Source organism: Candidatus Nomurabacteria bacterium (assembly GCA_023898625.1).
In the GTDB taxonomy this organism is placed as follows: Bacteria; Patescibacteriota; Saccharimonadia; order Saccharimonadales; family JAGQNJ01; genus HK-STAS-PATE-36.
The window spans coordinates 203,240-216,114 of the sequence record CP060231.1; the positions used below are offsets into that span (position 1 = coordinate 203,240).

General features: G+C 38.6%; 16 protein-coding genes and 4 tRNA genes. 3 read left to right on the forward strand and 17 right to left on the reverse strand.

Going from position 1 to position 12,875, the window contains the following annotated elements; all coding sequences use genetic code 11:
* Positions 1-56: 56 nt before the first annotated feature.
* The gene (locus tag H6793_01000) at positions 57-683 is read right to left on the reverse strand and encodes a site-2 protease family protein (GenBank protein ID USN95726.1); all 627 of its coding nucleotides are present in this window, start codon (positions 681-683) and stop codon (positions 57-59) included.
* 79 nt (positions 684-762) lie between these two features.
* On the opposite strand from H6793_01000, the gene rpmB reads away from it, so the two are divergent.
* Positions 763-981 (forward strand): 50S ribosomal protein L28, encoded by a 219-nt coding sequence (rpmB, locus tag H6793_01005; GenBank protein ID USN95727.1) that lies wholly within the window; start codon positions 763-765, stop codon positions 979-981.
* A 62-nt stretch (positions 982-1,043) separates the two neighbouring features.
* Here rpmB and H6793_01010 read toward each other — a convergent pair whose 3' ends face one another.
* The 10 genes from H6793_01010 to tgt form a co-directional block, all read right to left on the reverse strand.
* On the reverse strand, positions 1,044-1,670 hold the full coding sequence (locus H6793_01010; GenBank protein ID USN95728.1) for an MBL fold metallo-hydrolase: 627 nt from the start codon (positions 1,668-1,670) through the stop codon (positions 1,044-1,046).
* A 4-nt stretch (positions 1,671-1,674) separates the two neighbouring features.
* On the reverse strand, positions 1,675-2,280 hold the full coding sequence (locus tag H6793_01015; protein ID USN95729.1) for a transcriptional regulator: 606 nt from the start codon (positions 2,278-2,280) through the stop codon (positions 1,675-1,677).
* A 29-nt stretch (positions 2,281-2,309) separates the two neighbouring features.
* Positions 2,310-3,086, reverse strand: a complete 777-nt coding sequence (locus H6793_01020; GenBank protein ID USN95730.1) for a tRNA dimethylallyltransferase — start codon at positions 3,084-3,086, stop codon at positions 2,310-2,312.
* On the reverse strand, positions 3,071-3,382 hold the full coding sequence (locus H6793_01025) for a methylated-DNA--[protein]-cysteine S-methyltransferase (GenBank protein USN95731.1): 312 nt from the start codon (positions 3,380-3,382) through the stop codon (positions 3,071-3,073). Before H6793_01025 ends, H6793_01020 begins: the two co-directional genes overlap by 16 nt.
* Entirely contained in the window at positions 3,375-3,965 is a 591-nt protein-coding gene (locus H6793_01030) for a hypothetical protein (GenBank protein ID USN95732.1), read from the reverse strand. The genes H6793_01025 and H6793_01030 overlap by 8 nt, the downstream gene beginning before the upstream one ends.
* A gap of 45 nt (positions 3,966-4,010) precedes the next feature.
* Entirely contained in the window at positions 4,011-4,301 is a 291-nt protein-coding gene (locus tag H6793_01035) for a hypothetical protein (GenBank protein USN95733.1), read from the reverse strand.
* 1 nt (position 4,302) lies between these two features.
* On the reverse strand, positions 4,303-6,123 hold the full coding sequence (gene thrS, locus H6793_01040) for a threonine--tRNA ligase (protein ID USN95734.1): 1,821 nt from the start codon (positions 6,121-6,123) through the stop codon (positions 4,303-4,305).
* Between the two features lie 379 nt (positions 6,124-6,502).
* Positions 6,503-6,579 (reverse strand) — tRNA-Val (locus H6793_01045).
* Between the two features lie 46 nt (positions 6,580-6,625).
* The gene (locus tag H6793_01050) at positions 6,626-7,198 is read right to left on the reverse strand and encodes an NUDIX domain-containing protein (GenBank protein USN95735.1); all 573 of its coding nucleotides are present in this window, start codon (positions 7,196-7,198) and stop codon (positions 6,626-6,628) included.
* Positions 7,199-7,216: 18 nt separating this feature from the next.
* Positions 7,217-8,350 (reverse strand): tRNA guanosine(34) transglycosylase Tgt, encoded by a 1,134-nt coding sequence (gene tgt, locus H6793_01055; protein USN95736.1) that lies wholly within the window; start codon positions 8,348-8,350, stop codon positions 7,217-7,219.
* A gap of 555 nt (positions 8,351-8,905) precedes the next feature.
* Between tgt and H6793_01060 the strand changes: the two genes are divergently transcribed.
* A complete protein-coding gene (locus tag H6793_01060) occupies positions 8,906-9,166 on the forward strand; it encodes a hypothetical protein (GenBank protein ID USN95737.1) in 261 nt (86 codons plus the stop codon).
* Here the strand turns inward: H6793_01060 and H6793_01065 are convergent, their stop codons facing one another.
* From H6793_01065 to H6793_01085, 5 genes are all read right to left on the reverse strand, one after another.
* Positions 9,167-10,795: a glycosyltransferase family 2 protein gene (locus H6793_01065; protein ID USN95738.1), complete on the reverse strand. Its 1,629-nt coding sequence runs from the start codon at positions 10,793-10,795 to the stop codon at positions 9,167-9,169. It abuts the gene before it with no gap.
* On the reverse strand, positions 10,792-11,145 hold the full coding sequence (locus H6793_01070) for a hypothetical protein (protein ID USN95739.1): 354 nt from the start codon (positions 11,143-11,145) through the stop codon (positions 10,792-10,794). The genes H6793_01065 and H6793_01070 overlap by 4 nt, the downstream gene beginning before the upstream one ends.
* A 42-nt stretch (positions 11,146-11,187) precedes the next feature.
* Positions 11,188-11,649 carry a hypothetical protein gene (locus H6793_01075; protein ID USN95740.1) on the reverse strand — a complete coding sequence of 154 codons (462 nt, stop codon included), beginning with the start codon at positions 11,647-11,649 and terminating at the stop codon, positions 11,188-11,190.
* Positions 11,650-11,698: 49 nt separating this feature from the next.
* A tRNA-Gly gene (locus H6793_01080) sits at positions 11,699-11,772 on the reverse strand.
* Positions 11,773-11,774: 2 nt separating this feature from the next.
* Positions 11,775-11,850, reverse strand: a tRNA-Thr gene (locus H6793_01085).
* Positions 11,851-11,923: 73 nt separating this feature from the next.
* Between H6793_01085 and H6793_01090 the strand changes: the two genes are divergently transcribed.
* Positions 11,924-12,000 (forward strand) — tRNA-Asp (locus H6793_01090).
* 39 nt (positions 12,001-12,039) lie between these two features.
* Here the strand turns inward: H6793_01090 and H6793_01095 are convergent.
* Positions 12,040-12,618 (reverse strand): hypothetical protein, encoded by a 579-nt coding sequence (locus H6793_01095; protein ID USN95741.1) that lies wholly within the window; start codon positions 12,616-12,618, stop codon positions 12,040-12,042.
* Positions 12,619-12,875 lie beyond the last annotated feature (257 nt).

The window sequence follows — 12,875 nt, forward strand, 5'->3', positions numbered from 1 at the left end:
TCATAGACGGATGATAACCTGACAAACAATATTATACCCCTATACCAGCATCCTTTCTATAGTAATACTTGAAAGAAAAAATTGTTTAAGTAGTTCACGACTGGAACAAGTAAAGGAAATAGCACAAACATGAAGATAAAAATACCAATTAAACCAAAAGATTCAATCTGTTGCATTACCTTTCTTAGTGGATCTGGAGCAAACGCATACAGAACACGAGATCCATCAAGTGGCGGAAAAGGAATCATATTGAACACAAAAACTGCAATATTTAGCTGAATAAACATACTGCAAAATTGATAAATTGTTGTACCTACTGCAACACCCGAAAGGCGTATTATAGACACACCAACAATAGCAAGCAAAAAGTTACTTAACGGACCAGCCAGCCCTACAAGTGCCGCCCCGTAGTCACCATACTTAACTCTATACGGATTGAATGGCACTGGTTTTGCGATTAAGAATGGTGGCATTCCGAGCAATAATAAAACTAAAGGTAATATTATTGTTGTAAATGGATCTACGTGCTTTAATGGATTTAACGTTAGCCTACCCAAATCTTTTGCTGTTGTATCGCCTAGCCAATGAGAAGCAAAGGCGTGCATTGCTTCATGAAAACTCAGAGAAATTATAAGCATGAGCAAGAAAATTAGTATTCCGGATAAACCAAGTTCTGTAAGCATTATAGATAGAGTATATCAGTTATTCTTCATGAACAACAGTTGACTTGTAAACAATCATTGTGTACAATATACCCCTGTTATGCAAAAATGTGAATTAACTGGTAAAGGAAAGCAATTTGGAAGCAATATTAGCTTTTCTCAACGCCATACAAAAAAGGTATGGAAACCCAACCTTCAGACCAAAACATTAATAATTGACGGTAAAAAAGTACGAATGAAACTAAGCACTCAAGCAATTAGAACTCTAAAGAAAAAAGGTGTTATTACCAATAGGCACCTGAACCAAGAAGCCAAATAAGATATTCTCGTATAACTCCTTTACTTGTATGCAATTTGCTTAGTGTATGTATGTAAGAATTATCATTGCCTTTCAAGTATAACTACTTGAGTGCCCTCAAATAAATCACTACCCTTTATCTTGAGTTTTGAGACTGACTCTTTAGCCTCCATACCCATGGACTGTAAAACCACACTTAGCTCTTGCTGAGCTACGGGATACTTGATTTGGTCGTCAGCATAATGCACTGGCAATATTAGCTTTGGTTCTATACTCTTGATAATCTTCAGGGCGCCAACTCCATCCAACGTAAAGCCGTTCCCGCCCACTGGAACAACCATCACATCTATTAAACCTATTGATTCGAGTTGATCATCTGACAGTTCCGGGTAAATATGTCCTGTAATCAAAACCCTTATGTCGTCTGCAACTAACTTAAACATGGTTGCAGTTTTTTGATTTTCTTCATCCATGTGTGCCCTAGCAGAAATACCCATTATTGATATTTTTGACACCTCGAACTCTCCTGGTTGGTCAATTGTTATCTTCGTATCAACATGTGTATCTGCATGAGCACCCGTAAAGATTGCTATATCTCCTGATTTTGTTTGGCTTTTTTTACCAAGCTCTGACAAATTATCATCTACTATTACAACTGCATCTTTTGTTGATATTCGAACACAATTGCCACCAAAATACTGAAATTCCATTATATTACCTTTCTCTTTTGTTAAAACGGCTATTCTTATCTATTAAAATTTGGTTCTTTGACGCCAATAAACTATTTAGAAATCTATCGTTGATCTGTTGCCTGTATTCGAATTCACTCGGCGAAAAAACGGCGTATCTGATATCCTTGCCTTCTTTGGCTTCTAGCTGAGCTATGTATTTATTAAGCTTCGCCTGACTAACATCACCCACAACCAACATATCAATACCAGAAGATTCGTCTCTGGTAAATTGACCTGTCAAAATCGCTACTTCTATATTTCCCGTCTTCTTTAATTCTGCAATATCATCGCCACCATGCTCTACTACGTCATCTCTTGATAACTGTACCACTGAACCCTTGCCAAAAATACTAGAAAGAGCCCGATAATGCTCATACTTCTGGTTTACCTCGTAATATAAACGATTATTGTTATTATCCGAGGAAATTATACCTATACTTAGTAAGTTTGCTAGTTCTCTGCGTACTGAATTTATTTGCTCATCTATCTTTCTAGTTATTTCTCTGACATAGAATGACCTATTCGGGTTAGATAAAAATAGCTGTAATAGCTTTACTCTAGTTTTAGACCCAAACAATTGTTCAACCATATATTAATTGTATCAGAAAAGCATTCAAATTAACGTAATAGCGTTGTTACAAGCTCAACAGCCTCACTTTGAGTTTTTATCCAGTGAATACTTTTGTTGCGCTTAAACCAAGTGCGTTGTCTCTTTGCTAGATACATATCACCTCTAATATATTCCTCTCTTAGCCTATCGATATCTATTTCTCCATTAATGTATCTCACAAACGTCTTGTAACCAATCCCTGACAAAACATCATTATCCGATCCGTACCTATTTAATAGTTCAGAAACCTCATCTATAACACCTCCGTCAAGCATTTCTTCAAACCGTTGAGCTATCCTAGATTTCAACTCTTCTTTGGATCTAGAAATTCCAATAATTAATGTGTTGTCTCTAATTTCATTTATACAGTCCACCTTGTTATCCGTCTGAGCGTGACGTGGATTAACTAAGCTACGTATGTCTGGATTACTATCGAATTGATAGTCAAATACTACCGCATCAATATACAACCCCGAGCCCCCGACCATAATTGGCAATTTACCCCTGTTCGTAATATCATTAATTATTTCTTTGGCATCATTCTTAAATCTTAATACTGAATATTTTTCGCCTGGATTGATGATATCAATCAAATGATGCTTTATTTTTTCTTGGTCTTGCTTAGATGGTTTTGCTGTACCGATATCCATGCCCCTATAGATTGCACGTGAATCAGCCGAAATAATCTCGCCCTTAAATTGTTGTGCTAATGACATCGCTAAGTCACTTTTACCACTGGCTGTTTCACCAACAATAACAACCAGAGGGCTTAATGTTTTGGCCACCAAATTATCCTTTCAATATCAACCATATAGTTGTTAACACCATATCCATCCCGCTCAAGTACTTGCTTATGACCAGCCTTACCACCTGGATAACCAGACGCTAAACCACCATTTTTGTTTACTACTCGGTGCCACGGTAGTGCTGGGTCGCCAAAATGAGCAATTCCACCAACAATTCTTGCGGATCTAGGATTGCCACAGAGACTGGCAATTTGACCATATGTCATAGCTCTGCCTTTTGGGATTTGAGACACTAGAGATTCTACTTTTTGCCTAAAACTTATTTCTTCAGACATCAAAGTGCCTCAAGACTCCGCCCCAGTTAGAATACCGAATTACGCCATCTGGCAACGAATTAACCCTATTCCATGGATAGTCACCAAATAATATTCCAGTAATTCCAACCTCAACACATTCTGATACGTGTTTGGTTGAATCATCAATCAGAGCAATAGCACCAACCTCAAGGCAAACTTCTGCTTTAGTTCTAACCTGGTTCATTGTTGCCTCTGTGCCTACTAATGTTATCTCTACAATATTATTAGTAAAATAACGTAACAAATAGTCACGAGTAACCCCTTCAAACTGGGGATGTCTAGCTGTTATTGCCTTAAGGCTATACTCACCACTAAGCTTAGAAATGGCCGACATAGAATACTCCAAGGGCTCAACACCTCGAAGAACATGATCCATAGACAGAAATTGATGAACTCGATGTACGGTCTCTGGAACCGAAACACCTAAAGTATCGTTAAACTCATAACTATTAAAATCATTCCTACTCAAGTTGGTCCCGTATTCTTGATTGTGCCACCTAGAAAACTCATCAACAAATGGAAACAGTACCTCGTCTATATCAACAGCAATAACTTCTTTCATTATCTGCTAATTATATCAAATAGATTAGCTATTGGGTTTACCTACTTACACTAACTTTTGCTTATGTTGCTTATTTTTCTTGTCTATACTTTTTGGTTTTGATTTGTTCCCGATAACCAACAATACAACGCCAACTACAGGCAAAATTGCAACTAAACAAAGCATTGTATTGATTATTAACACCTTAACTTCAAAAAATCTAACAACTTGCTGGCCACCTACCGTATTGTTGCCGACCAGCCCATAAATCTGTATTAATATTATTGGGATGCCTACAAACAACAATATAGCCATTAACACAAAACAAATTATCCCCAATTTTGTAAATTTATTCATTCTAGTGCTTGTTTATTGAATCTTCAACAATACAGTTAAGTAACTCGTTTGTATTTATTGAACTATTATACCTACCTGAAGCTCCCAAATCTTGTCGCACCCTAGGAGTTACTTCGCCTGAATCTATCTCTTTTTGACCTATCACAATAGATAGTGGAACCTTCTGTAACTCTGACTGACGAATTTTCTTGCCAACAGATTCATTATCGTTATCCAAATAAACTCTAACGCCCAATTCTTTAGCTTTATTAACAATGCTCTCAGCAAAATCTACTGTTTCTTTTTCTTGATTAACTGTGATTATTCTAAGCTGTTCAGGCGCAAGCCAAATAGGAAATCTACCAGCTGTATGCTCAATAAGAATCCCCATAAATCGCTCTAGCGATCCGTAAATAACTCTATGTATGGCTATGGGGGTTTTTTCTTCTCCGTTATTATTTACATAACTCAAATCAAAACGAATAGGCTGTTGGAAATCTAGTTGTATTGTACCCATTTGCCAAGAACGACCAAGTACATCTTTCATATAAATATCGACTTTTGGACCATAAAATGCACCGTCACCCTCCTCGATACTATATTTCCTACCACTTTCGCTAAGTATTTCTTTAAGAGTATTCTCTGCGCTATCCCAAAGCTTTTTCTCTCCCATGTACTTGTCGGGCCTTGTCGCTAGTACAAACGAGTAATCCATGCCAAAAATAGAATAAAATCTTTCGGTTATTTCAAAAATCCGCTCATATTCTGCTTTTATTTGGTGTTCTTCGACAAAGATATGAGCATCGTCCTGCCTGAATTCACGAACCCGTAGTAAGCCATTCAAACTACCTGATAGTTCATTCCGATGCAAAGTATCTGTATCACTTAACCTTAAAGGTAGGTCCCTGTATGAGCGTGGCTTATGTTTATATACCAACATGGCGTTTGGGCAGTTCATTGCTTTGACCCCATATTCGTCATCGCCATCCGATTTTGTTACGAACATATCATCCCAATAATGATCAAAGTGCCCGGAAGTAACATACAAATCCTTACGGTTCAACAAGGGTGATACTATTTCATTATAATCCCTAACCCTATGTTCTTCCCTCCACCAATTAATCAATTCATTATAAATAATCACCCCTTTGGGTAGCCAATATGGCATTCCGGGTGCAGTCTCATGAAAAAAGAACAAATCCAGTTCTTGACCCAATTTACGATGATCGCGCTTTTTAGCTTCCTCAAGCATATTCAAGTATGTCCTAAGTTCTTTGTCTGTCTTGAATGCAACGCCATAGATACGTTGCATTTGAGGATTATCTTCTTTGCCACGCCAATATGCACCACTAACACGCATCAATTTAAATGCGCCCACCTTGCCAGTACTGGCTACATGAGGCCCTCGACATAAATCAGTAAAGTCACCATTCCTGTAAAAAGAGACGCTGTCTATGACAGAATCTTCTCCGGCAATTGTTCCTAGCTCATCTTTATTCAACTCTTTTGCAACTGTGGTTCCGGAACGCTTTAAGTCATTCAATAATTCTTGCTTATAAGGTTGCTTGTTATCCTTTGCCCAATCAATTGCTTTATCTACCGGCAATTCGAATTTTTCGAAAGTATCGTTAGCTTCGACTATTTTGTGCATTTCTTTTTCTAATGTCGCAAAATCTTCATCAGAGATCTTTATGTTACCCAGGTCAACATCATAGTAAAACCCATTTTCTACAACTGGGCCTACACCGAATTTGGCATCTGGCCACTTGCCTTTTATCGCTGTAGCCATAATATGCGCTAATGAGTGCCTCATCGCGTATAGTTCGTCTATTTTATCCTTCATAATCAATATAATACACCATATTCAACAGAGGTGGAAATAAAAAGTACCGCTTTAATGTTCTCGCAAATACATTCAAACGGTACTAATAAGTGTGTTTTTTATAACACACCTCGGCAAAAAGCCACCTTACAAATAGATAGTATACATAAGCTAGTATTAAAATGCTAGTACTTTATTATTGTTATAATAACACCGGGTTTGCATCTGTTTTTTGAACTGTTTGGCGATAAATATGCACGCAACATCAACACTTAATCAGTAAGCTGTAGTGCTTTTGATGGACAGTTTTGCAATTCCAGACATAGTTGATATATGTTCATCGTTATATTAAAACCAGTCGCCTATCAACTCCGGCGACTGGTTGATGAATTTTCGCAATTGGTGGGCGGTACAGGATTCGAACCTGTCACCTCAACAACGTCAATGTTGCGCTCTAGCCAAATGAGCTAACCGCCCCACTACTAACTAACAGATGTAATTTTACAGAATTACATCTAGTTATTCAATTGTAATTATTGATCTTAAAATTCTGGCTTTCCAAAAAATTGTTGAGTTTCTGAATAGCTAAACGAGCGCCTGGTTCAAAAACTTCCGGTTGTTGCTCGCTCAATTCTATAACATCGTTGGGGCACATCCAGGTAACTTCTTGAACTTCATCATTTGGCTTAACCTCACCGTCTGTTTTTTCATCGTATGGAGCAATATAAAGCTTTGTCCACTCAGGAATTTCAACAGCACCCCTCAATAGATAATGGCCAATAACCTGCAATTTTTCACCTACCTCAATACCGAGCTCTTCTTGTGTTTCACGTCTTGCGGCAACCAAATAGTCACCAACTTCGCCTTCTTCTGATAAATCAGTTGTATCAACCCAGCCATCCGCACTACAATCAATTAACCCAGGATTATTCACACTTCCGCTACGCTTTTGTAACAGTATCTCACCATCGTCATTAAGCATGAATACTCTGGCAACTCGTGCTGGCAGTTCTAGTTCTCTAATAACACTCAGTTGTGCCTCTCCAACAACTTTATCGCTCCAAGTAATAAGAGGCACATCTGGGTATTTACTCATGAACTTTATAATAACATACTATGGGCATTTATACAAGTTTTGTTTATTAATTCCTCTAATAACCCGGTATTCTTCACAAATACGCTGGAGATAACGAATATTATGGATTGACGCTAAGGTACCGGCTAAAGGCTCACCAGATTTAAATTGATGTCGTAAAAAGCCCTTACTAAACCCTTGTTTACAAGTGTAACAATCGCAAGCATCATCAACGACTGAATCATCATTATTGAATTTTTTATTTGTTAAATGAATACGCTGATCGCCCGTAACCCAAACAGTTGCATGACGAGCATTTCTGGTTGGCAACACACAATCAAACATATCAATTCCATGCTCAATACCATACCTAACATCAATAGGATCGCCTACACCCAGTAAGAATCTTGGCCTAGGTGAGTTGTCGTATAGAGTTGATAGGTATGAAATCATACTATGCATCTCTTCGCGCGACTCCCCTACCGATAAACCACCTATGGCTATTCCGTCAACTTCACTTGCTTGAATTAGCTCCAGGCTTTTCTTGCGCAAATCTTTATTTAATCCACCCTGAACAACACCGAACAACAAAGGCTTTTCTTGAGGACTCATATCTTTAGTAAGTTTCTTGAATTCAGCAATATTTCTTTCTAACCACCGATGAGTACGTTCAAAAGCTTCTAGAGTTCTATCTCTGCCCTTATCATCAAGAGCGGTAACATCATCAAACACCACCATCATATCAGCCCCTAATTTAAGCTGTATTTGAATAGACTTTTCTGGCGACAAAAATATTGTATCTCCCGTTTTGGGATCTTTGAAAGTTACGCCTTCCTCTGTAATCTTGTTTATATGAGCCAAAGAAAAAACCTGAAACCCACCAGAATCAGTAAGTAGTGGTAGTGATTGATTTGTAAAACTATGCAAGCCCCCCAGGCGCTCAATGGTGTCCTCACCAGGCTGTAAATGAAGATGGTACGTATTGGCTAGAACGGCTTGCACCCCTGTAGACTGTACCATTTCTGGAGTTAAACTTTTAACTGCACCACGAGTTCCGTCTGGCATAAAAGTTGGCGTAAGAATATCTCCAGCGCGGGTAGATAAAACACCAGATCTTATACCATTTATGGTATTTGTTACTTTAAATACTCTGTTTGTTGTGGTGGGTTTCATTAATCAAATTATATCATTTTTTACCCACAATTGTTGACAGTTTGTGGGTAGCCTGATAAACTATTTAGGTTAAACGAGGCACTCTATTTTGAGTAGCAATAAGCAAAAGTCCCCGTTAGAGGACTTTAAGCTGTTCTACGAGGAGCTCGTATTTATAACAGGTCGAAAGTCTGTTAATCGCATACAGCGACCCCGTTTAGCAGTGGCTGACTCGAAGTAACAACGAAGTTAGCTAATAAAGACCCTTTTGTGAGTTTTGAGAGACCCCACAAGAGGGTTTTTTGTTTGCCCACAGAAATTTTGGAGTTTTCCACTAGACTTTTTATAAGCGTTATGACAATATGTTGTTATGGTTGGGACTTATGTACAAATAATTAAACAAAATATGGTAGGGAGCGAGCTAAGATGAAATGTCTCTATTGCAAAGGGACTACTCGGGTAACAAACAGTCGCTCTCAAAAACGCTCTAACACCATCTGGAGGCGCAGGAAGTGCCTGCAATGCGGTAATGTTATTTCTACCATTGAATCAATAAACTATGAATCTACGCTTCGTGTGAAGCTCACAGATGGTAAATTTACTGTGTTCGACCCCAATATTTTGATGATAAGTATCTATGAGTCTGTTAGGCATCGCTCAAACCCTATAAAAGATGCCTCTGAACTGACAAGAACCATTACTAACAAGATACTCGATAGGTCTCAGCCCGTAATCGAAATAGAAGATATTTCAGAAACCACTATAGCCACGCTAAAAAACTTTGATAACGTAGCGTCCGTACACTATTCGGCGTTTCATAGATCATCAAACGGATGATTACTTGCCTGACGAATGTCCAATAACCGTTTTACCGGAGTCTGTTTTGACTGCTTTTTCGGTCACATCAAACTTGTCTAAATATCGCCCAAACAATAATCGTGTCTGAGAATAAATTGCGGCGAACGAACTATATACAATACTGGTTAGAGGTAGGTACACCCATTGAATCATCATCCATAAGTTTCGACGTTTTTTATATCTCTTTGGTCGTGGTGGTAAGGCTCGCATGCCAAGAAAGAATGTTATAAAGATTCCTGCCATAGCAATTGTTTGAATACGACTTGCTAGTACTGGAAGTTGATTTGAGGCAAAATCATTTGGATTAAACCAAGCTGGTATAAACGCCGCAAAAGTTAAAACTAGGGGCGCGGTTGACCAGCTAATATGACCCTCTAATAATCGCAAAAACTTCATAAGTTTATCTGCTTTAGGGATGTTGTTTGGAGTGAACCAAGCTTTTTCGGCAACATATGCAATATCTGATGCACCATATGCCCAACGTCGCATCTGGATAAACTGGGCCTTTAAGGTACGTCGATAATTCTTATCCAAAACTGCATCCTGATAAATTGGCAAAAATATTGGGTAAACCTCGTGCTTACCATCGTATCGAAAATATGTCCGCCAAAATTGGTGACCATCCTCAACAATTGTACGAACGCTCCAAAAATCGGTGTCTATAAGGGCTTGCATATTCTGTGCATGAGAAGCAAAGTTACGTAAAGCGTGGGGTCTAAGAGAAAGAATAATATTCCAAAAAGAGTTACCCGTTGCTACAACTCGCATAGGGGCTGGTACATCCCAAATATTATTCGTAAAGATCGGTATCGGTTGATATGAAATATATTGTGGCTCTGGCGAGACTGCATAGGTATAAGTTAGTGCTGGTAGATAATTAACATGAGGACGATTATCGGAATCTAGGGTAGTAACAATGACGTTTATGGGGTCAATCCCCTCCTTCTTTAGATATTTTTGTAGCTCGCGCCCGGCATATGTAATGTTCCCCCCTTTGCCTACGACTTCATTAGGTAATCCATCAGGATGTTTTACTGCCATGGCGTGAGCAAATTCACTTTGATACTCAGTAACCAAAGCGTTAGCTTGCTCTTCTACCGTTTCCCCACCCCTTTCTTCGTAAGCCAAAACAAAAATAACCTTATCCATATCATAATGAGATGATAAAACTGACTTAATTGTAGGCTCAAGAACGTCCCGACTTTCGTTATATGTTGCGATAATTATGGCATGATAAATATCTTTTGGATCAACAGCTCTCTTCTCTCTAATGCGCAATAAATTATTAAAGTGCCACTTTGGTAAGTCTTTTGTTGGTTGGTAGTCCTTGGTTGGGTCTTCAATCTGGGCTAGCATTTTCGGCCAATTAAGCTTTTCATGAACCTTCATTGTCTTCCATCCCTGAATTACCCTAACATTCAAGCCTATCGCTCGAACAAACCAAATCAAGAAAAATGCAATTATCAGCAACGCTACTAGATGAGCCATAAAAATACTCAATACAAACGGCAAAATGATAATTGACCAAGTTATTATTCCGGGTAGTTTCTCAAAAAAAATATAATGAGGCTTTTTCTCTGACTGTAGAGGTATTTCAATGTTCTTCATCTTAACGCTAACAGTGAGTTACTTACAAGCAAGGTGAGCACTAATAACAGAAGGCAAAGTGCCGATATAACTATTGCGTATTGTCTATGCATTTTATACGCCCGTCTACTGAGTAAAATTTGAAATACAAAAATCATAATTCCAAAAATTATGAACAACCAAAATGTCGAGCTATCACCTGCCTTGTAGGCACCTAAACCAAGATTGTCACGATATTGCACAATATAGCTACCACGGCTACTATCTAATCTTGAAAGTATCGCTAGTGTATTAAATACTGTAACAAAAAGGCTTGCGCTTAATAATAGCAATATCCATCTATCATGAAAGAATTTTTTAATATCAGCCATTGCCTAAATTATAGTTGTTTGTATAAAAAAATGATAGAGACTTTAGCGCCCGCTTCTAGAATATATAGTCGAATCGATCTCGGCATCTTGCGGTAAATCACCAAACACGGACTTAATCATATCTAGGAACATCTGTGAGGGAATCCTTATTGTATTATCGTACGGAAATGTGTAGTCTGTCATGTAGCTCTCTACGATGTGCAATCCTTCGACCTCATCGAGCCGTCTTTCTATAGTAGACACTTCTCTTGGTCCTTTTGTTTGAGGATACCACTCCAGGGTAAATGCGTCCTTGTCTGCTCGTTTGAACACTTGTCTTGACAAACCAAACTCACCTGTCTGCCGATTTTCGGCGACTTCAAACCTGATAGCTTCATCAAGACCCATGGTATCCAGCAATAACTTGCCATATTTTTGAACGTGATCAAAAACCTCTAGATCTCTTTGTCTTAACTGTTCGTTTGAAGAGTTTGTTTCCTTCTCTCTACTCCATAATTTCTTCATAGTGTGTAATGATAGTTCATTAAAGTAACATAAGCAAGCATAGGTATTTTGGTGCGGGATACGAGAATCAAACTCGTACCTCTTGCTTGGGAAGCAAGCGTACTATCACTATACTAATCCCGCAGTGGAGCCACCTAGCAGGATCGAACTGCTGACCTACGCGTTACGAATGCGTCGCTCTACCGACTGAGCTAAGGTGGCAATAACTACACTATTGTAACAGATTGCAATACTAAACATATTCTGATAAACTGCTATGGTATTTATTGGCCTTGGGCTCGTGGTGTAGAGGCCTAACATGCCTCCCTGTCACGGAGGAGATCGCCGGTTCGAATCCGGTCGAGCCCGCCAATATCGCAGAATGAATCATCCGTCTTCTAGGATGATTTTTTATTGTTCATTGTCTGGACGACACGCATACACGTGCAACGAAGGGATTCTTTGTACCTCGCTACCTTTATGTAACTGAATCTCTTGATTATACACATCAAGCTCTATTGGCTCCCCACCAATATTCCCTCGCCAAACAGTAAGTTCTGGGGTACTCCTAGCTTCGTCCTTAATGGCTTCGACTCCAGAAATTAGATCATCCAGTAGTTTCTTTGTTCGTTCTGGTACGGAACCCCTAATCGAATGCGGATTACCAAATTCGGGATCTTCACCTTGCTCCATCAGTTCTTGTCTTCTATCTGGCTGAAGATACAACAAAGACATAAAAGGCCTACCCTTAATAATTGATGGTGCGCTCGTCGTATCGATCTGACTATCATTATTAATCTCGCCAATAATTTTAAACTCGCTATATTCGAGTCCTGCTATTTGATTAAGCAACCTCCTATTGTATTCCTCAATCTCTTGATAATCTTCTTCTAGTTGTTCCTTAGACTGCGCATCAATAACATCAAACTGTTCCCACATAGCAGAGCTATGAGGATCTGGCATATTATCTTTATTTGAGCCTGAATCCATAAATTACCCCTCTTTCTTAGTTAGTGTTTGGCCTTTGATGATAAATGCCAGCCATTACAAACAAGACATTTATACACTCTTCTAGGCTTCCCTAGAGTTTTGTTTTGATTAATACGTTTTAATGCCTCTTGTGCTGACGCGTCGTTGGAATAGCGAGTTTTATTCTTGCAGTTCTTCTTCTCTATGGAATTATTCGACATCTACCCAGATTATATAATGAAGTTAAAAAATCCTCATGATGTACTCTGAGGATTTTT